This is a genomic window from Bacteroides sp. AM23-12 (assembly GCF_003434395.1).
Taxonomy (GTDB): Bacteria; Bacteroidota; Bacteroidia; order Bacteroidales; family Bacteroidaceae; genus Bacteroides; species Bacteroides thetaiotaomicron.
In genome coordinates, this window is sequence record NZ_QTLF01000022.1 from 63,127 (window position 1) to 81,280 (window position 18,154).

At 43.0% G+C, this 18,154-nt stretch carries 25 protein-coding genes and 1 pseudogene; 13 read left to right on the plus strand and 13 right to left on the minus strand.

Annotated features, from left to right (window positions below; translation table 11 throughout):
- Positions 1 to 98 precede the first annotated feature (98 nt).
- Both DW640_RS16695 and DW640_RS16700 read left to right on the plus strand, forming a co-directional pair.
- The gene (locus DW640_RS16695; RefSeq protein ID WP_061473099.1) at positions 99 to 473 is read left to right on the plus strand and encodes a YccF domain-containing protein; all 375 of its coding nucleotides are present in this window, start codon (positions 99 to 101) and stop codon (positions 471 to 473) included.
- Positions 474 to 594: 121 nt separating this feature from the next.
- Entirely contained in the window at positions 595 to 1,587 is a 993-nt protein-coding gene (locus DW640_RS16700; protein ID WP_061473100.1) for a YeiH family protein, read from the plus strand.
- 108 nt (positions 1,588 to 1,695) lie between these two features.
- Here the strand turns inward: DW640_RS16700 and recA are convergent, their stop codons facing one another.
- From recA to DW640_RS16720, 4 genes are all read right to left on the minus strand, one after another.
- Positions 1,696 to 2,730 carry a recombinase RecA gene (gene recA / locus DW640_RS16705; RefSeq protein ID WP_008760348.1) on the minus strand — a complete coding sequence of 345 codons (1,035 nt, stop codon included), beginning with the start codon at positions 2,728 to 2,730 and terminating at the stop codon, positions 1,696 to 1,698.
- A 24-nt stretch (positions 2,731 to 2,754) separates the two neighbouring features.
- A complete protein-coding gene (gene bcp, locus DW640_RS16710) occupies positions 2,755 to 3,210 on the minus strand; it encodes a thioredoxin-dependent thiol peroxidase (protein ID WP_008760349.1) in 456 nt (151 codons plus the stop codon).
- A 14-nt stretch (positions 3,211 to 3,224) separates the two neighbouring features.
- Positions 3,225 to 4,418, minus strand: coding sequence for a saccharopine dehydrogenase family protein (locus DW640_RS16715; RefSeq protein ID WP_008764762.1), 1,194 nt, complete (start codon positions 4,416 to 4,418; stop codon positions 3,225 to 3,227).
- A 105-nt stretch (positions 4,419 to 4,523) separates the two neighbouring features.
- Positions 4,524 to 5,807, minus strand: coding sequence for a hypothetical protein (locus DW640_RS16720; protein WP_090611697.1), 1,284 nt, complete (start codon positions 5,805 to 5,807; stop codon positions 4,524 to 4,526).
- 145 nt (positions 5,808 to 5,952) lie between these two features.
- Here DW640_RS16720 and DW640_RS16725 point away from each other — a divergent pair, with 145 nt between their 5' ends.
- Positions 5,953 to 6,741, plus strand: a complete 789-nt coding sequence (locus DW640_RS16725; protein WP_008760351.1) for an META domain-containing protein — start codon at positions 5,953 to 5,955, stop codon at positions 6,739 to 6,741.
- 336 nt (positions 6,742 to 7,077) lie between these two features.
- Positions 7,078 to 8,994: a molecular chaperone DnaK gene (gene dnaK, locus DW640_RS16730; RefSeq protein ID WP_117578733.1), complete on the plus strand. Its 1,917-nt coding sequence runs from the start codon at positions 7,078 to 7,080 to the stop codon at positions 8,992 to 8,994.
- 75 nt (positions 8,995 to 9,069) lie between these two features.
- Here the strand turns inward: dnaK and DW640_RS16735 are convergent, their stop codons facing one another.
- From DW640_RS16735 to DW640_RS24420, 5 genes are all read right to left on the minus strand, one after another.
- Positions 9,070 to 10,089, minus strand: a complete 1,020-nt coding sequence (locus DW640_RS16735; protein ID WP_022470950.1) for an inorganic phosphate transporter — start codon at positions 10,087 to 10,089, stop codon at positions 9,070 to 9,072.
- Between the two features lie 16 nt (positions 10,090 to 10,105).
- On the minus strand, positions 10,106 to 10,753 hold the full coding sequence (locus DW640_RS16740; RefSeq protein WP_022470951.1) for a DUF47 domain-containing protein: 648 nt from the start codon (positions 10,751 to 10,753) through the stop codon (positions 10,106 to 10,108).
- A gap of 79 nt (positions 10,754 to 10,832) precedes the next feature.
- Positions 10,833 to 11,474, minus strand: coding sequence for a DedA family protein (locus tag DW640_RS16745; RefSeq protein WP_011109355.1), 642 nt, complete (start codon positions 11,472 to 11,474; stop codon positions 10,833 to 10,835).
- 150 nt (positions 11,475 to 11,624) lie between these two features.
- The gene (locus DW640_RS24415; RefSeq protein ID WP_008760356.1) at positions 11,625 to 12,065 is read right to left on the minus strand and encodes a hypothetical protein; all 441 of its coding nucleotides are present in this window, start codon (positions 12,063 to 12,065) and stop codon (positions 11,625 to 11,627) included.
- A gap of 171 nt (positions 12,066 to 12,236) precedes the next feature.
- Positions 12,237 to 12,449, minus strand: coding sequence for a hypothetical protein (locus DW640_RS24420; RefSeq protein WP_007567577.1), 213 nt, complete (start codon positions 12,447 to 12,449; stop codon positions 12,237 to 12,239).
- A gap of 106 nt (positions 12,450 to 12,555) precedes the next feature.
- Here DW640_RS24420 and DW640_RS24425 point away from each other — a divergent pair, with 106 nt between their 5' ends.
- From DW640_RS24425 to DW640_RS16805, 9 genes are all read left to right on the plus strand, one after another.
- Positions 12,556 to 12,966, plus strand: coding sequence for a hypothetical protein (locus DW640_RS24425; RefSeq protein ID WP_004291538.1), 411 nt, complete (start codon positions 12,556 to 12,558; stop codon positions 12,964 to 12,966).
- A 161-nt stretch (positions 12,967 to 13,127) separates the two neighbouring features.
- On the plus strand, positions 13,128 to 13,343 hold the full coding sequence (locus tag DW640_RS16770) for a hypothetical protein (RefSeq protein WP_004291535.1): 216 nt from the start codon (positions 13,128 to 13,130) through the stop codon (positions 13,341 to 13,343).
- Positions 13,344 to 13,354: 11 nt separating this feature from the next.
- Positions 13,355 to 13,576, plus strand: a complete 222-nt coding sequence (locus DW640_RS16775) for a hypothetical protein (RefSeq protein WP_004291534.1) — start codon at positions 13,355 to 13,357, stop codon at positions 13,574 to 13,576.
- A gap of 13 nt (positions 13,577 to 13,589) precedes the next feature.
- The gene (locus tag DW640_RS16780; protein WP_004291533.1) at positions 13,590 to 14,006 is read left to right on the plus strand and encodes a PcfK-like family protein; all 417 of its coding nucleotides are present in this window, start codon (positions 13,590 to 13,592) and stop codon (positions 14,004 to 14,006) included.
- Positions 14,003 to 15,334: a PcfJ domain-containing protein gene (locus DW640_RS16785; protein ID WP_004291532.1), complete on the plus strand. Its 1,332-nt coding sequence runs from the start codon at positions 14,003 to 14,005 to the stop codon at positions 15,332 to 15,334. The genes DW640_RS16780 and DW640_RS16785 overlap by 4 nt, the downstream gene beginning before the upstream one ends.
- A gap of 24 nt (positions 15,335 to 15,358) precedes the next feature.
- On the plus strand, positions 15,359 to 15,616 hold the full coding sequence (locus tag DW640_RS16790) for a hypothetical protein (protein WP_004291531.1): 258 nt from the start codon (positions 15,359 to 15,361) through the stop codon (positions 15,614 to 15,616).
- Between the two features lie 19 nt (positions 15,617 to 15,635).
- Entirely contained in the window at positions 15,636 to 15,869 is a 234-nt protein-coding gene (locus tag DW640_RS16795; protein WP_004304291.1) for a DUF3873 domain-containing protein, read from the plus strand.
- Positions 15,809 to 16,111: a hypothetical protein gene (locus tag DW640_RS16800; RefSeq protein ID WP_005783104.1), complete on the plus strand. Its 303-nt coding sequence runs from the start codon at positions 15,809 to 15,811 to the stop codon at positions 16,109 to 16,111. Before DW640_RS16795 ends, DW640_RS16800 begins: the two co-directional genes overlap by 61 nt.
- A gap of 53 nt (positions 16,112 to 16,164) precedes the next feature.
- Entirely contained in the window at positions 16,165 to 16,473 is a 309-nt protein-coding gene (locus DW640_RS16805; protein WP_004304290.1) for a hypothetical protein, read from the plus strand.
- Positions 16,474 to 16,506: 33 nt separating this feature from the next.
- Here DW640_RS16805 and DW640_RS24430 read toward each other — a convergent pair whose 3' ends face one another.
- The 4 genes and pseudogenes from DW640_RS24430 to DW640_RS16825 all read right to left on the minus strand — a co-directional run.
- A complete protein-coding gene (locus tag DW640_RS24430; RefSeq protein WP_004291527.1) occupies positions 16,507 to 16,896 on the minus strand; it encodes a hypothetical protein in 390 nt (129 codons plus the stop codon).
- A 64-nt stretch (positions 16,897 to 16,960) separates the two neighbouring features.
- On the minus strand, positions 16,961 to 17,488 hold the full coding sequence (locus tag DW640_RS16815) for a hypothetical protein (RefSeq protein WP_004291526.1): 528 nt from the start codon (positions 17,486 to 17,488) through the stop codon (positions 16,961 to 16,963).
- Positions 17,485 to 17,988, minus strand: coding sequence for a DUF3872 domain-containing protein (locus tag DW640_RS16820; RefSeq protein WP_004291525.1), 504 nt, complete (start codon positions 17,986 to 17,988; stop codon positions 17,485 to 17,487). The genes DW640_RS16815 and DW640_RS16820 overlap by 4 nt, the downstream gene beginning before the upstream one ends.
- Positions 17,985 to 18,154 (minus strand): annotated as a pseudogene (locus DW640_RS16825) (toprim domain-containing protein); the annotation flags it as partial. The pseudogene DW640_RS16825 and the gene DW640_RS16820, both read right to left, overlap by 4 nt.

The window sequence follows — 18,154 nt, forward strand, 5'->3', positions numbered from 1 at the left end:
TTATTTATAAGCAAGTACTTGCGAAGGTGATAAATCGGTACTTCCAAGGTACATGGATAAAACAACAAAGAAGAAATTAATATATAAAAGACATAAATATGGGCTGTTTGATGAATTTATTGTGGCTATTGTTAGGTGGAATTTTTACCGCAGTGGAATATCTTATTTCAAGTTTGCTGATGATGATTACCATTATTGGTATCCCTTTTGGCATGCAGACATTAAAGTTGGCTGGGCTTGCTTTATGGCCTTTTGGAAAAGAAGTGAGGAGCGGACAGCGTTCTGGTGGCTGCCTTTATATATTAATGAATATTTTATGGATATTTTTGGGAGGTATTTGGATTTGTTTGTCACATTTAGTTTTTGGAGCAATTTTGTGTATCACTATTATTGGTATCCCCTTTGGTTTACAACACTTCAAATTGGCAGCTTTGGCATTGTCTCCTTTTGGAAAAGATATCGTGACGGTATAGAATTTGAAAAGCGATTCTCTTTTTCTTATAACTAAAAGTTATAGCTCATAATTAGAAACGATTAGTCTGTCTTGGTTGTTTGCCGTACCTTTGCGCCCGCAAATAATAAAAAGATAAATATATGATTTCAACAGCTACAAAAACGTTGCAAACCAACAACAAAACGATTTACGTTGCAATACTTTCTACTTTAACTTTTTTCTTGTTTTTAGATTATATTCCGGGGTTACAAGCATGGTCTGCATGGGTGACCCCTCCGGTGGCTTTATTTTTGGGACTAATTTTTGCATTGACCTGTGGACAGGCTCATCCGAAATTTAATAAAAAGACTTCTAAATATTTATTGCAATATTCAGTTGTCGGCTTGGGATTTGGAATGAATCTTCATTCAGCTTTGGCTTCCGGTAAAGAAGGCATGGAGTTTACCATTATTTCGGTGATGGGTACTTTATTGATTGGCTGGTTCATCGGACGCAAACTTTTTAAGATTGATCGGAATACTTCTTATCTCATCAGTTCGGGTACTGCTATCTGTGGTGGTAGTGCTATTGCGGCAGTAGGACCGGTGTTGAAAGCTAAGGACAGCGAAATGTCTGTTGCATTAGGTACAATTTTCGTATTGAATGCTATTGCATTGTTTATTTTCCCGATGATCGGTCACGCATTAAATATGAGTCAGCATGAATTCGGTACATGGGCGGCTATCGCAATTCATGATACGAGTTCTGTTGTAGGAGCCGGTGCTGCCTATGGTGAAGAAGCTTTGAAGGTGGCTACTACTATCAAGCTGACTCGTGCGCTTTGGATTATTCCAATAGCCTTTGCCACTTCTTTTATATTTAAGAGTAAAGGACAGAAAATTAGTATTCCCTGGTTTATTTTCTTCTTTATTTTGGCAATGGTAGTAAATACCTATTTGCTTGACGGAGTGCCGGCTTTAGGAGCAGCTATCAATGGAATTGCACGCAAAACGCTGACTATTACGATGTTCTTTATCGGTGCTTCTCTTTCTGTCGATGTATTGAAAAATGTTGGAGTTAAACCTCTGATTCAAGGAGTACTACTTTGGGTAGTGATTAGTTTGAGTACATTAGCTTACATTTACTTAGTGTAAAGCCGTAGACAAATAGAGAAGTAACATACCATAAAAAGTGGAGGAATACCGATTCATACGGTGATTCCTCCACTTTTTATTTTTAGTATCCGTTTTAAGGGAACCGGATTATTTTTTATTCAAGGCTTCGAAGATCAATCCTTCCAGTTCTTCAGCAAGTTCGGGATTATCTTTGATACATACCTTGGCTGCATCACGTCCTTGACCAAGTTTAGTGTCATTGTAGCTATACCATGAACCGCTCTTTTTGATAATTCCCAGTTCTGCGCCCAAATCGATGATTTCTCCGGAGTGAGAAATACCTTCACCAAACATGATATCAAATTCTGCTTTGCGGAAAGGAGGTGCTACTTTGTTCTTCACCACTTTCACCTTAGTCAGTTTACCAAGAACTTCTTCACCGTCTTTGATTGGCTGGCTGCCACGGATATCTATACGTACAGAAGCATAGAACTTCAATGCGTTACCACCTGTCGTTGTTTCCGGATTACCGAACATGACGCCAATCTTTTCACGGAGCTGGTTGATAAAGATACAAGTCGTACGTGTTTTGCTGACTGTACCGGTCAATTTACGCAAAGCCTGTGACATCAGACGTGCCTGCAAACCTACCTTATTGTCACCCATGTCGCCTTCAATTTCTGCTTTCGGAGTTAATGCTGCTACGGAGTCAATAACAATAATATCAATAGCGGAAGAACGGATTAACTGTTCGGCTATTTCCAAGGCCTGCTCTCCATTGTCCGGTTGAGAAATCCAGAGATTGTCTACATCCACGCCTAATTTCGCTGCATAAAAACGGTCGAAGGCATGTTCGGCATCAATAAAAGCGGCGATACCACCGGCTTTTTGTGCTTCGGCAATGGCGTGAATAGCCAGAGTCGTTTTACCGGAAGATTCCGGACCATAGATTTCGATGATTCTTCCCCTAGGATATCCTCCTACGCCAAGTGCCACGTTTAAAGCAATGGAGCCGGTAGGAATCACTTCCACTTGTTCAACACTATCATCACCCATTTTCATGATAGAACCTTTACCGAAGTTCTTTTCTATCTTTTCCATGGTAGCCTGTAAGGCTTTCAGTTTTTCGCTTGATGCCATTTTATTATCTGTTTCAAAATTAAGTTCGTCTTTCTTTGCCATACCTTATTCTTGTAATTAATGGATTTATTGATTTAAAATCTGTGAGGCATGCTCTTTGGTTTTCACTTCTTTGGGAGTGATAATCCGTTCTATGATTCCTTCTTCATTGATCAGGAAAGTAGTGCGGAAGGTTCCCATATAGGCACGTCCATACAGCTTTTTCTCTCCCCATACACCAAATTCTTCTACCAACTTTTTGTCCGTATCGGCTATCAGCGTAAAAGGAAGATTATTCTTATCGATGAATTTTTGGTGCGACTTCTCGCTGTCTACGCTGACACCGATTACTTCGTAACCGGCTTTACGCAGTTCGGAATAGTTGTCGCGCAGACTGCATGCCTGTGCCGTGCACCCCGATGTACTGTCTTTCGGATAGAAATACAGTACTATCTTTTTTCCTTTATAAGCACTTAGGCGGATCTCTTCACCTTTTTCATTGATACCTAATACTTCCGGTGCTTTATCTCCTATATTCTTCATTCTGACTCGTTCTATTATAGTTCCAGATCTTTATCAAACACTTCATGCCAAGGCAGTCCCTGCTTATTGAGCTGTTCCATGAACGGATCCGGATTAAATTCTTCTACATTGTTTACACCCGGACGTTGCCATTCGCCTTTGAAGAACATCATGGCACCGATCATAGCCGGAACACCGGTGGTGTAGCTGACTCCCTGCATACCTGTTTCCTTGTAAGCTTCCTGATGGCTGCAGTTGTTGTAGACATAGTAAGTACGTTCTTTTCCGTCTTTGATGCCACGGATACGGCAACCGATAGAGGTTTCACCTTCATAGTTCTCACCTAAATCCTGTGGGTTAGGCAATACTGCTTTCAAGAATTGTAATGGTACGATTTTAGTTCCGTTATAATCAACTTCATCGATACGGGCCATGCCGATATTCTGAATCACGCGTAAGTGAGTCAGATATTCTTGTCCGAAAGTCATCCAGAAACGGGCACGCTTGATAGTCGGGAAATGCTTGACCAACGATTCCAGTTCTTCATGATAAAGAAGATAGGAATCACGTGGACCAATATTAGGATAAGTCAGATCTTTGTGGATTTCCAGCGGACCGGTTGTCACCCATTGACCATTCTCGTAATAACGTCCGTTCTGAGTAATTTCGCGGATATTGATTTCCGGATTAAAATTGGTGGCAAATGCTTTATGATGATTTCCTGCATTACAGTCTACGATATCCAGATATTGGATTTCGTCGAAATAATGTTTGGCTGCATAGGCTGTGTAGATTCCACTGACTCCCGGATCGAAACCGCAACCAAGAATGGCAGTCAGACCTGCTTCCTTGAAACGGTCGTGGTAAGCCCATTGCCAGCTGTATTCAAAATGAGCTTCATCTTTCGGCTCATAGTTGGCTGTATCCAGGTAGTTGACACCCGCCTTCAGACAGGCTTCCATAATGGTAAGATCCTGATAAGGAAGAGCAACGTTGATTACCATTTCCGGCTTAAAGTCATTGAATAAAGCTACCAGTTCATCTACATTATCCGCATCCACTTTGGCGGTTTTTATATTGGGATTGCCTATAGCTTTGACGATATTATCGCATTTCTCCTTTGTACGGCTGGCAATCATGATGTCTGTGAATACATCGGCATTTTGTGCCACTTTGTGTGCTACGACAGTACCAACACCGCCTGCACCGATAATAAGAACTCTACCCATTTCTTTTAATTAATAAATTATAAATCAAAAATTAAGATTTTAGAATTGTTAGCTTGGCAAATATACGTGATTATTTTCAGATAATCACCGCGTCGCTACTCCTTTTTATTTGAAACGTTGCAAGATGCCACTCTCAAATTCCAGCGTTTTTCCGTTGTAGAACCAAGTTTCGAAACGACTGTCTTTTTTTAACTGTATTTCTACAGGATCACCTATTGACAGACGACATTCGTCGGTGTTCATACCTTCTTCCAAATCACCCCGTGCGATGATTGCCCAACGTTTATCTGTGATAGCCGGATACTTCTGATGGATGTCTCCAAATCCGAAAAGGTCTTCAATATAATTCTCGTTTTTGACGATAACGTCATATTTTAGGTCAACCTCTGTTTCATAAAGTGATCCATGCCGATCCTCCAGTGAGAGGATAACCAGACTTCCCGGACCGGAGATTTTTACTTCTTTTATTTTCAAAACAGTGTAGCGAGGCAAATGTATGCGGTTTTCCATTTGCTTGTTTTCAAGGTTGAAGACTCTTTTTACAGCCAATGTCCGTTTCGGATAGACGGTCAGATCAATATATTTGTCTTTCAAGGTTTCCAGATTTCCGGACTTTTTGCTACTGAAACTGATGGCGTTGGAAAAATATCTCATTTTCTTTTCAGCTTGGAAATCGCTCACGTCCATACCGGAATTAGTGCGGGAAAGAGCTACTTCCAGATAATAGGTATGTCCCTGCGAATCCTGAAATATGATTTTCACGGGATATGCCTGACTGCCAACTCCTATGGCGGTAATGGTTGCTTCGGTGTTGACCGGAATAGACACTTCCCTATATCCGGAGTAACTATTGGCATCGTCCACCTGTGCCATATCGGACTGAACATATATCTTTCTGCCTGTCAGTAAATCTTTTGCCGTGTCTACATCTTTCAGATTAACTAATCCGTTGATATAGGCACGGGGATTCTTTTCGCAAATTTCATCCGGACGTGTATTTTTAATCTCATAATAATATTTTTCTCCGTCACATTCGAAGATGAGTCGAGTGGAATAGCTCATGTCATTTGATAGTTTTTGAGATTTTTCTTCATATCCGGCGAAAGTAAGAATCTTGTGTTTCAAAACGCTGTTATCTGCTCCTTTTTCTGTCTCATACACCGAAAGGGTGGGGAGGAACATGTCACGTCCGGATGGAATAAACATGAATTTCATTCCGGGTGTCCATTTACATAAAAGTTGCAGTGGGAAGTTCTCTTTTATGAACTGTTCTTCTTCACTTAGAGGATCCTCCTGATTGGGAATAGTAGTGACAAGATAATCATTTTGCGCTGTGATATGAGAGGTACCACAACCAAGCAGGATTAGAAATAGGACGATTGTTCTCATATTTATTTACTTTAGATGAACTATGTAATCTTATTGTTTGTTTTATAGATAATGGCAAATGTATGTATTTTATATCGCATTAGATGGTATTTCCCAATCTTTTTGATATCTTTGCCCCCGATTTTAACTTAAACGTTATAACAAAATGAAGAAAGTATTCGTTTCAATTTGCATTGCCAGCACAGTACTTGCAATGTTTTCATGCCGTTCGGTTGAGAAGGCAGTCCCATTGGCTTCAATCAATGGTGAGTGGAATATTATAGAAGTTAACGGCTCGAAAGTAACTCCGGGCGAAAGCAGAACCCTTCCCTTTATTACTTTTGATACAGCGACCGGAAGAGTATCCGGTAACAGTGGATGCAACCGTATGATGGGTAGCTTTGACGTGAATGCCAAGCCGGGCAGCATGGAGCTTAAGGGAATGGCTAGCACCAGAATGATGTGTCCGGACATGACTACCGAGAGAAATGTGTTAGGTGCGCTTGCACAGGTGAAAGGGTATAAGAAAGCCGGTAAGGATAAAATGTTTCTTTGCAATGAGTCCAATCGTCCGGTTGTAGTTCTTGAAAAAAAGGAGGCTGACGTGAAACTTTCAGTATTGAACGGAGAATGGAAAATAAAGGAAGTGAATGGTGAAGCAATTCCTTCGGGAATGGAAAAGCAACCTTTCATTGCTTTTGATGTGAAAAAGAAAACACTTCATGGCAATGCCGGATGTAACTTGATTAATGGTGGTTTTGAAACTAGCACTACTAATGCTAAATCAATCTCTTTCCCTGGGGTGGCTAGCACAATGATGGCTTGCCCTGATATGGAAGTGGAAGGTAAGATTCTGAAAGCAATGAATGAAGTGAAGTCGTTCGATAAACTTTCCGGTGGCGGAATCGGTTTGTATGACGCAAATAATGCGTTGGTGATTGTACTTGAAAAGTAAGATATACGTATTATATTAAATAGGTATGCCTGTGTCGCACATAACGATACAGGCATATTTTTTATTCCTTTATGATCTATTCTTTTGCTTTATTGAACCAGAGCCGTTTCCATTTGTTTAATGAGTCGATAGCTGTTTGGCTTCTATGTGACTTGACAGCAGTCATTTCGATTTAAAACTGTCGTTTTGGCAGAAAATATGTCACGTATTCGTCCGATTTCTTTTTGGCACATGGTTTGTTTTTTAATCAGCGTCCGTTTGAAAGCCCTTACAAAGAGAAAGAAAACAACCGGACAAAAAGAAATTGAATAATAATAAATAAAAAGAATAACGATCATGGGAAAAATTATTGGTATTGACTTAGGAACAACAAACTCTTGTGTTGCCGTATTTGAGGGCAACGAACCTGTAGTAATTGCAAACAGTGAAGGTAAGCGTACAACTCCTTCTGTGGTTGCATTTGTAGATGGCGGCGAGCGTAAAGTAGGTGATCCTGCTAAACGTCAGGCTATTACTAACCCGACACGTACGATCTTCTCTATCAAACGTTTTATGGGTGAAAACTGGGACCAGGTGCAGAAAGAGGTTACACGTGTTCCTTATAAAGTAGTGAAAGGTGACAATAACACTCCGCGTGTAGATATTGACGGTCGTCTGTACACTCCGCAAGAAATCTCTGCAATGGTTCTTCAGAAGATGAAGAAGACTGCTGAAGATTATCTGGGACAAGAAGTTACAGAAGCTGTTATCACCGTTCCTGCATATTTCTCCGACTCTCAACGTCAGGCTACTAAAGAAGCCGGACAGATTGCAGGTTTGGAAGTAAAACGTATTGTTAACGAACCGACAGCTGCAGCTCTTGCATACGGTCTGGACAAGGCTCACAAAGATATGAAGATTGCTGTATTCGACCTTGGTGGTGGTACTTTTGATATCTCTATCCTCGAATTTGGTGGTGGTGTATTCGAAGTCCTTTCTACTAACGGTGATACTCACTTGGGTGGTGATGACTTCGACCAGGTAATCATCAACTGGCTGGTACAGGAATTCAAAAATGACGAAGGTGCTGACTTGACTCAGGACCCGATGGCTTTGCAGCGTCTGAAAGAAGCTGCTGAAAAGGCTAAGATTGAACTTTCTTCTTCAACAAGCACAGAAATCAACTTGCCGTACATTATGCCGGTAAACGGTGTGCCCAAGCACTTGGTGAAGACTTTGACTCGTGCAAAATTCGAATCATTGGCTCACGGATTGATTCAGGCTTGTCTGGAACCATGTAAGAAAGCAATGAGCGATGCTGGTTTGAGCAACTCTGATATTGATGAAGTAATCCTTGTAGGTGGTTCTTCCCGTATTCCTGCCGTACAGAAACTGGTAGAAGATTTCTTCGGAAAGACTCCTTCTAAAGGTGTGAACCCGGATGAAGTAGTAGCTGTTGGTGCTGCTGTACAGGGTGCTGTTTTGACAGACGAAATCAAAGGTGTGGTGTTGTTGGATGTTACTCCGTTGTCAATGGGTATTGAAACACTGGGTGGTGTGATGACGAAATTGATTGATGCTAATACAACAATTCCGGCTCGTAAGAGTGAGACCTTCTCTACTGCTGCCGACAATCAGAGTGAAGTAACTATTCATGTATTGCAGGGAGAACGTCCGATGGCTGCTCAGAATAAGTCAATTGGTCAGTTCAACTTGTCAGGTATCGCTCCGGCTCGTCGTGGTGTTCCTCAGATTGAGGTTACATTCGATATCGATGCTAACGGTATCTTGAAAGTATCTGCTAAGGATAAGGCTACAGGTAAAGAACAGGCAATCCGTATCGAAGCTTCCAGCGGTTTGAGCAAGGAAGAAATCGAAAAGATGAAGGCTGAAGCTGAAGCTAATGCAGAAGCAGACAAGAAAGAACGTGAAAAGATTGATAAGCTGAACCAGGCCGACAGCGTAATTTTCCAGACAGAAAATCAGTTGAAGGAATTGGGTGATAAGTTGCCTGCTGATAAGAAAGCTCCAATTGAAGCTGCTTTGCAGAAACTGAAAGATGCTCATAAGTCTCAGGATTTAGCTGCTATTGATACGGCTATGGCAGAAATCAATACTGTTTTCCAGGCTGCAAGTGCTGAAATGTACGCTCAAGGCGGAGCTCAGGGTGGTGCACAGGCTGGTCCTGATATGAATGCAGGTCAGAATGCTGGTCAGGATAGTAGCAAGCATGGTGACAATGTTCAGGATGCAGACTTCGAGGAAGTGAAGTAAGATTAGCTGAATTAGTATATATAAAAAGGTGTGTCAGAAAAAGTTCTGATACACCTTTTTTATTTGAAACTGAATTTATTTCAGGAACAGAGAAACTACACTATAAATACATGCAGCTAGGAGTCCACTGACAGGAATAGTAAGTACCCATGCAGTCATGAGGCTTTTAGTTACTCCCCAGCGAACAGCAGATAAACGTTTGGTTGCTCCGACCCCGATAATTGCTCCGGTGATCGTATGAGTCGTACTTACAGGAATTTTCAGCATTTCGGTGATATAAAGTGTAAAAGCACCTGCGGTTTCGGCAACCATACCTTCCAATGGTGTGACTTTAGTGATTCTGGTTCCCATCGTTTTTACGATTTTCCATCCTCCGGACACCGTTCCCAGTGAGATAGCAGTAAAACAGGAGAACGCTACCCAGTCCGGTAGATCAGAAATACTGTTTATTCCCATTCCCAGACCCATAGAGTGGGCAGCTATCATTGCAGCGGCAATGATACCCATTACCTTCTGCGAGTCATTCAGACCATGTCCTACACTGAACATGGCGGAAGAAACCAACTGTAATCTCTTGAACCACATTTCAGCGGTATGCGGATTTGCACGTCGGCAGATGTAAAGCACAAGTAGAGTAAATCCGAAAGCGATAACCATACCGATAAATGGAGCCAGGAAGATAAAAGCGGCAATCTTAAGAATGATATTGAGCTGAATAGCTTCAAAGCCGTTTGCCATGATAGCAGCTCCTGCAAAACCACCTATAAGCGTATGGGAGGAAGAAGACGGAATACCCTTCCACCAGGTAATCAGATTCCATGAAATAGCAGCAATAATGCCCGCCAGGATAATAGGTAGCGTGATGTATTGTTCAACGACTGTCTTTGACACAGTGTTTGCTATGCCAAAGCCACCTATAATGTATTTGGCTATGAAGAACGCAACGAAGTTAAAGAATGCTGCCCACAATACCGCCTGAAAAGGAGTCAGTACTTTAGTCGATACGATGGTAGCGATCGAGTTTGCTGCGTCATGAAAGCCGTTGATATAATCGAATATCAGAGCTAGTATAATGATAGTCACTAATAATTCCATGTGTCTTGCTCTGCTTTTATGAATACTTTACGATCAGGTTTTTTAATATTTTCCCTACATGTTCTGCTGCATCGGTTGTCTTTTCCAGCTCATGCATGATCTCTTTAATTTTAATCAGTTCGATACAGTCTTTTTCTTCTTCAAAGAGTTTGGTGATAAAAAGCTCGTATACGTCATCTGCCTGATTTTCTATATCGTGTAATTGGGTACAATAGTTGCGCAATGGCTTTGGATTTTTGCGGAAAGTCTCCAGTTCATCCATGGCTTTACCTATATTGATAGCCTCCTCGTGAATCAGACGGCTCAATTCTTTTCCACTTTCGGAAATAGGGCGGGGATTATAGATAACAATGCGCTTGGCGCTACTGTTGATTCCGTCGATAACATCATCCATGCAGGAAGCCAGATCGTGAATATCTTCACGGTCGAAGGGAGTGATGAATGTCGTACTTAACTCGTCAAAGATTAAATGAGTCAATCTGTCACCTTCACGTTCCATGTCTTTAATTTGTTTGTAGTAATCTGCTCTTTCTGTGGGCAGATCATGTTCCAGACTTTCAACAAGTAGAACGGATGAGGCAGATAAAACATCTGATAACTGCTTCAGTAGAGGAAAGAACTTTGGTTCTTTGGGCGTAAATTTACTAAAAAAAGAATTTTTCATAAATATGAGTACATTAAATTGTTTTTGAGATGTTTAATTTGATGGCCGTTGTTATTAATAAACAAATGAATAAAGTTTTTTATTGCTTCGATCCTAACTTCGCTCGTAATATTTCTATTATTGCAGGCAATATTGAAATAAATATAATAGCGATAATCAAGAGTTTAAGATTTTCCTGTACGAACGGCAGATCGCCAAAGAAGTAGCCTGCATAGCAAAATAAAACTACCCATATAGCTCCACCTATCAAATTGTAGATCATAAAATAATAGTAATGCATTTTTCCCATTCCGGCTATAAATGGAGCAAAAGTGCGGACGATAGGCACAAAGCGGGCGAGAATAATCGTTTTCCCACCATATTTTTTATAAAATTCATGCGTTTTATCAAGATAACTTTGTTTGAATATCCTGGAGTTGGGATTATGAAAAAGTTTGCGTCCGAAAAAATGTCCGATCATGTAGTTGCAGGAGTCACCTAATACGGCTGCTGCAAATAAGATTAAAACAAGAATATGGATATCGATCGGCATACCGGGTAATGCGGAAATGGCTCCTGCAACGAAAAGTAAAGAATCACCAGGAAGAAAGGGAGTGACTACAAGCCCGGTTTCGCAAAATATAATGATGAATAGGATAGCATATGCCCAAGTATGGTAATCCTGCACTATATTAATCATGTATTGATCAATGTGGAGAATAAAGTCTAATATAAATTCCATTATATATCAAGTTATTAATATGTAAAAGTGAAATCGTATGCATATTCCCGGCAATGGAAAAGACTCTTCTTGCTTTCTTGCCTTGAATATAAAGAGATAAAATGGGCATGAAGATACACTCATCTCATCCCATAGAAGGAAAAGAGATATTTAAATAAGTATTCGTCCTAGTGTATAGACGTAATATCTATATGAGAATTTGGTGAGATTTGTGTAGTAGGGGAGACCAGTCCATTTTTCTTTCGGAAATTGATATTTTAAGGAACTTAGTATCCGAATTGTAACGGAAGAAACGTTGAATCTTAGAATTTTGGAAAGAGAAGTGGTACGGGATAAAAGTGAGTTTCCTAAAATACCATCGGCAATGTTGCAATCATATTTTCCATCATATTTCCCTTCTTGGAAGGAGTTGTTTTCTTTACCGGATTGTTTGACTACAGCTTTGGATCGGTAACTCTGTGACTTATTATGGGATTGTATAGTGGTAGTACCGGCCTCTGTCCGGAACTCCTGTAATTCTTTATCGGGCACTAAATTGCATCCCCATATCAGAAATATACCAAATAATATACAGAAAATGTATTTCGCCATAACAGTCGCAAATGTAGAAACTATTTTTATAAGAAATACATATTCGCTGTGTGAAGTTACGAAAAGAGTGTAATTTATTGGAAATGAGCGTAGGTTAATTGCTCTTGATAGTAATAGGTTACGATTTAGTTAGTTATCTACTGCATTATCCTTCTGCGCGTTGCGTAACCTTCAAAGAACTCTTCGTATGCAAAAGTAGCTATTTAATTCGAGATTTTGATATAAACTCCCGTTTTTTATCCCCTCATTCATAAGAATTTTCCGTAAAAGCGGTATTGTCCGTCGGCACACCATTGCCCAAAACGAGTTTGGAACAAACGTGTGCCGACTACCGCATAGCTGGAGAAAAGGGCATTGCCTCACGCCTAAACGATGTTTAGACAGATGAAGCAATGCCCCTTTCTTTTGCGCCTATGCCAAGAGGTGCTTTTACGGGTTTTCAAATGATTTTTCTTTTTTCGCTGTCTCTTTTGCCGGAAGCGGAAAGTGAATGCAGAGTGTGTCAGCCTGCCCCATGAATGAAACAGGCGCCCACACACAGCCGGACAAACCGGGAAGAATGATTGTTGCCACCCGGCTGAACAAGTTCCGTCGGATCGGAAACAATCATACTTCCTTTGTTGTGGTTTGCCCTTTTCACGCTTCCGGTGATGTCTTTTTCCTTTTGGTGATTCTTTTTTTTACGGATTTTCCCCTGAAGTTTTTTTCTACACAATCTGCCTCTGTTTTCGTTTACCTCCATTTTGCGCCTTTCAGTAAGCCGCATCAGTCAGTCATTTTCGTTCTGGGCGCAAAGGTAATTCCGGGATTGGACGGGAAAGCAAGGTCAAGCCTCCTGTTTTCGGTAAAAATCTCCAGCCCTGCGGGTAGTATTTTGACCGAAAAACCTTGCATTCCCTAATCCCTACCTTTTCAAGCACCCGAAACGAAAACGACCGATGCGACAGAAAGACGCATAAAAAAAATGTCGGATAAACGAGAGGCAGATAAGATAGTTTGAAACTCAACTCCCTCAGCTCTTGAATCCGCATTAAAAACAAAAAAATCAAAAACAGCGAAGATATGACGGCAACGGCAAATTTCAGACAAATGGCGCAACACATCGGGTTGGCGATATGCGGCTTGATGATGCGCACCGCCTTCGGGGTGTTCGGCATCCTTTGGGGCATCATCAGAGAGATTGTAAACGGAGTGTTCCGAGTGGCGATAGGTGTAATCGTGGCTATCCTTTCCACCATTGCCTTCTTTGGCTTCATCCTTTGGTTATTCACCCTTTAACCCTTACCGACATGGCAAAAAGAAACAGCAAGACGGCAGCGCAGCAGTGCAGATATTACGAGGTGGACAACATCTTCGTGTATATGGTGGAAACGTACATCAACGGCAATTTTGAAACTTTCCGAAGATTGTACCACGAACTGAACAAGGACGCACGGAGGGATTTCATGGACTTCCTTCTCAGCGAGGTAGAGCCGACCTATTGGAGAGAGATACTGAAACAGATAATCTAAAAATGACAGCGATATGAAAGGAACAGACCATTTCAAGAGAACGATATATATGTACTTGGAACAGCGTGCGGAGGAAGATGCGCTATTTGCAAAGAAGTACCGCAACCCTGCCAAGAACATGGACGAGTGCGTGACCCACATTCTGAACTATGTGCAGAAAAGCGGTTGCAACGGTTTCACGGACGGAGAGATATTCGGGCAAGCCATCCACTACTATGAGGAAAACGAGATAGAGGTGGGCAAACCGATGGACTGCCAAGTGGTTGTGAACCACGTTGTGAAACTCACGGCAGAGGAAAAGGCGGAGGCACGTCAGAACGCTGTCCGCAAATACCAAGAGGAGGAACTCCGCAAGTTGCAGAACCGCCACAGACCGTCAGCGAGAAAAGAAAACCAACCCCAACCCTCATTATTTGATTTAGGCTTATGAAACCGAAGACCAAGATACAGAAAGAGGTGGCAAGACTTTCCGCCAACCTTCGCCCCATATCAGCGACACAAATAGATTGGGCATACCGCCACTGCGTTGAGCATATCGGCTACCGCACCAAGAAAGGGAACATCACCTGTTCCGACTGCGGTCACGAGTGGCACAGCGACAGCGGACTATGCGACACCCTTGAAGGCTGCACCTGCCCCAAATGCCATGCCGAACTCAAAGTGCAGGACACACGCAGACGCATCTACAAGGAAACGCAGAATTTCAGCGTGATAACCACCTGCAAAGGGTATCAGGTAATCCGCGTGGCGCAGGTCAGATGCGAGAGCAGGAAAGGCGAACCGATGCGTTTCTACTGCCACGAGGTCGTGCAGCGTTGGATTTCACCCGACGGCAAGGTTACGGACATGGCGTTGCTCCGTGGCTTCCTTTTCTGCTATTGCGATGTGTGGGCATTAGGCAGCGATATGGAGGTAAGACCGCACAACAGCCTATACGATGATGTGGTGGCAAGAAGCTGTGCATATCCAAAGATGAGGATATTGCCCCAACTCAGACGTAACGGCTTCAAGGGCGATTTCCACGGCATCTCCCCCGTGCGTCTTTTCAAAGCCTTGCTTTCAGACCCAAGAATTGAAACCCTTATGAAAGGCGGTGAGATTGAGGTCATGAAACACTTTCTTTTCAATACCCGTACTGCCGATGAATGTTGGGCATCATATCTGATTGCCAAGCGTCACAAGTATCAGATAGACAACCTCTCAATGTGGTGCGACTATCTGCGTATGCTCAAAAAACTCGGTCAAGACCTCCGTAACCCGAAGAACATCTGTCCCGAAGATTTCATGGCGGCACACGACAACGCAACCCGAAAAATTGAAGCCATACACGAGAAGGAAAGAGCCGCAGAGCAACGCCGTTGGGAGATTGAAAGGCGTGAGCGTGAGCAACAGCGACAACTCCAACGAAAGAAAGATGCGGAGGATTTCATCGCCAACAAATCCAAATTCTTCGGCTTGGTAATCACGGACGAGGAAATAATCGTCAAGGTGCTTGAAAGCATAGACGAGTATTACAACGAGGGCAAGACGCAGGGCATCTGCGTGTTTGGCAGTGGATACTACAAGAAAGCCGACACCCTCATACTATCGGCAAGGATTGGCGATGAGATTATTGAAACCGTAGAGGTGGACTTGCGAACCCTCGAAGTGGTGCAGTGCCACGGCAAGCACAACCAGGACACCGAATATCACGAGCGCATCATAGACCTTGTGAACAAGAACGCCAACCTTATCCGTGAGCGGATGAAAGCGGCATAGCATAACCCCTAAAACAACATTGATATGGAAGTAAGAATTGAAAGTATGATTTGTGTGTGGGATGATGCAATCCCCACGATGTTCCTTGAATTTGTGAACCTCCTCACTCTCACAACGAGTGAGGGGGAATTGAGAAAGAGCGTAAAGGAGTTTGCCGAGAAGCACGAACTTGACAAGTTTTTCCTTTACGGCTTCGGCTCACACCATTTCTACCTGCACCAACGCTACACAAGCAACCCCGAAATGGTGATGAAGAACAGAGTTCTGTCAGTACATTTTTAACCATCTAAAAAGCAACATTATGACAACACGAATGACCATCAACGGAGTAAGCACCTGCGCGGAAGCAGGTACGGAGAAATACGAGCGTTTCCAATCGGGTATCGGAAGACGCAGGCGGACACTTGTGCAGTACGACTACCGCCACCCCATAGACAGAGAATTGTTCTCTTGTGTCAAACCCACGTTGGACGAGTGCCGAGCCGCACGGGACAAGTGGCTGAACGCAAAGAAGGGAAAGGAGGACAGACTATGAACACGACCTATCAAACGCTGATAGTCAAGTTCAGCGAACCTATCACGGCATTGGACGGTATCTTTGACGATACCGGAGCGTGGGGAACGGACACCCTCAAGGGGTGGATAGATGATTACGAAAGCACACGTTTCACCGCCACCGACAGCCATACGGCAGTCATCACGAGCGAGTACAATATGGAATGTGTGAAAGAGTGGCTACAACGGCAGACCCCCATTTCCGAAATGCGAGAATTTTGAACGGGATGGCGGTGTCCGCACCGCCAATACTTAAAACCCTAAAAACAAAAGATATGATAGCCAAGACGATATTACAGCAGATAGGCGGAAAACGCTTCACCGCCATGACAGGTAGCCGTGATTTCATAGATATGGGCAACGGCTTACGGATGAGCCTTGCAAGGAACAAAACAAGTGCCAACCGCCTTGACATCATCTATGACGAAGGGGCAGACCTCTACAATATGCGCTTCTACCGCAGGACGTTCAGCAAAAAGACCTTTGAGTGCAAGACAAAGGACATTGCCGTACACGAGGGTATCTATTTTGATATGCTGGAGGAAATGTTCACGATGGTGACGGGACTTTACACACGCTTTTGAGTGGCGGGGCGGCGAGAGCCGCCCTACTTTCTTTCAGTGAGCATGATGGCGGACAAAGAAAGTAGCAAAGAAACCTTTGTCCAATCTGCGATAACTAAAAAATCCGCAAGTAAAACTTGCGGAGGCTATATATTGGGTCGTTATTTTTTGGTGGAGGGGAATGATAATCTCGAACCGTTGAACTACACATTTCTGCTTCGTCTCCATTTCCCCCAACGATTTGATACGTTCAATCATTTTTGTTGTTCCTTTCTGAATTTTCCTAAATACTTTCTTCATAATTTCGCTATACTTTTTATGGTTAATAACTATGTTTTGTATTGCTCTCACAACACTTACAACTTGAAGTGTTATTTGGAAACCGATAGGCAAAAATGGCTCAACGATGTCAATTAACGAGAAAATCCTACGATAATCTATCAAGTGATAGAGCAAAAGACGTGCCAAGTTAAATATGGCACGTCTTTTGCCAGTTTTGTCAGTCCTTTTATGGGATATACAACAGCGCAAACTCCGCCTTTCTCCGTTTGAGCAGCATGGCGTGGCGTTTTCCTTTGTAGTTGCAGAAGGCTATATACTCACGGTAGATGTTCCTGTCACCAGCTTCCAGCTTCTTGATTAAGGTGCTTTTGGGGATTGTTTTGCTGCCTAACAGCTTCGCCGGTCCCACATTGTAAGCTAACGTGCCAAGCAAAATCGAATCAACCCCGAATTTACGGAACATGGCGACAAATTTGCGCAGGTCTTTCCGCAAAAGTTCATCCGCATCCCGTTTTGTCATGGTTCGTGCCGAATACTTCTCGTTTGGCAAAAGTTTGTGACCCCAACCGACGTATGGGTAGTGTTTTTCTGAGTGCCAGCCTTCAAAGTAGCGGCAGCATAAAAAAGCACGTTCCATAAGCGGCAGTCGGTAGATTGCCGCCTGCCCGTCCGTTCCCTCTTGGCGGCTGATCTGCGCGGACACAGAACAGACCGTCAGAAGTGAACAGAGCATTGTCATGAATACACGCATCATTTCAACAAGGGGCTGAAGTTGCCGATGGGAACGATGGTAAGATCGTCGTCCTTTACATTCCTGTTGTTGAAGTCAAATTCCAGTTCGTAGGAGTTGCTAAAGTTATCCTCCACCACCACGATGAAATTATGCGCCTCATCACCCGCCGCCGTGTAGTACAGGCGGAATTTTTCGTTCTCCAGCAGGTAGCGGTCGTTAGGCAGGAAGGTGATGCCGTTATCCATTTTGAGCGAGCCTTCCCCCTCGAACTGGAAATAGCGGATGGTATAGAGCGTACCCGAAAAGTCGCCCTCCTTTTTCAGTTCACAGCGGATTTCCACTGTCTGCCCCTTTACTACCTTGTTCGGCACGGGCATGACCTCCACCGTGAAGGGATAGGACTGCTGGATGTCCATGTCATCGTCACATGACACGAGGGTGAATGACATGGCGGCTATCAGGCATAACGCCACTGCCTTGAATATTGATGTTCTCTTGTTTCTGTTGTTCAGTATGTTCATTGTTCTTCGATTTTTAGATGGTTGTTTTTCTGTTTTTTCGTTGTCAGTTGCAGGTACTCGTTCAAGTCCTTGCAACCGTCATAGAGGGAGGAACGGTCGGTGACACGTTCCCCGTATCGCATGGTAAGTGCGGCAAGCGTCCGCCGTCCGGCTTCGTCACGGTCGA